Annotated in this window: 1 pseudogene; it reads right to left on the bottom strand. The window is 45.1% G+C overall.

Annotated features, from left to right (window positions below):
* A pseudogene (locus E8Q33_RS15045) lies at positions 1-257 on the bottom strand (AAA family ATPase); the annotation flags it as partial.

Below are 257 nucleotides of genomic sequence, written 5' to 3' on the forward strand. Positions count from 1 at the left end.
TGCAACAAAATATTGAAGACATCTGGATGGGCTTTTTCAACCTCATCCAACAAGATCACTGAATAAGGTTTACGGCGCACTGCTTCTGTCAGATAACCACCTTCTTCATATCCAACATAACCCGGAGCGCCCCGACCAGACGTGCCACCGAATGTTTTTCCATAAACTCGGACATATCAATGCGTACCATGGCCTCTTCAGTATCAAACAAGAAAGTCGCCAGTGATTTACATAGCTCGGTTTTACCAACACCGGTT

Origin of the sequence: Methylophaga sp. SB9B (assembly GCF_004832235.1) — a bacterium.
Lineage (GTDB): Bacteria > Pseudomonadota > Gammaproteobacteria > Nitrosococcales > Methylophagaceae > Methylophaga > Methylophaga muralis.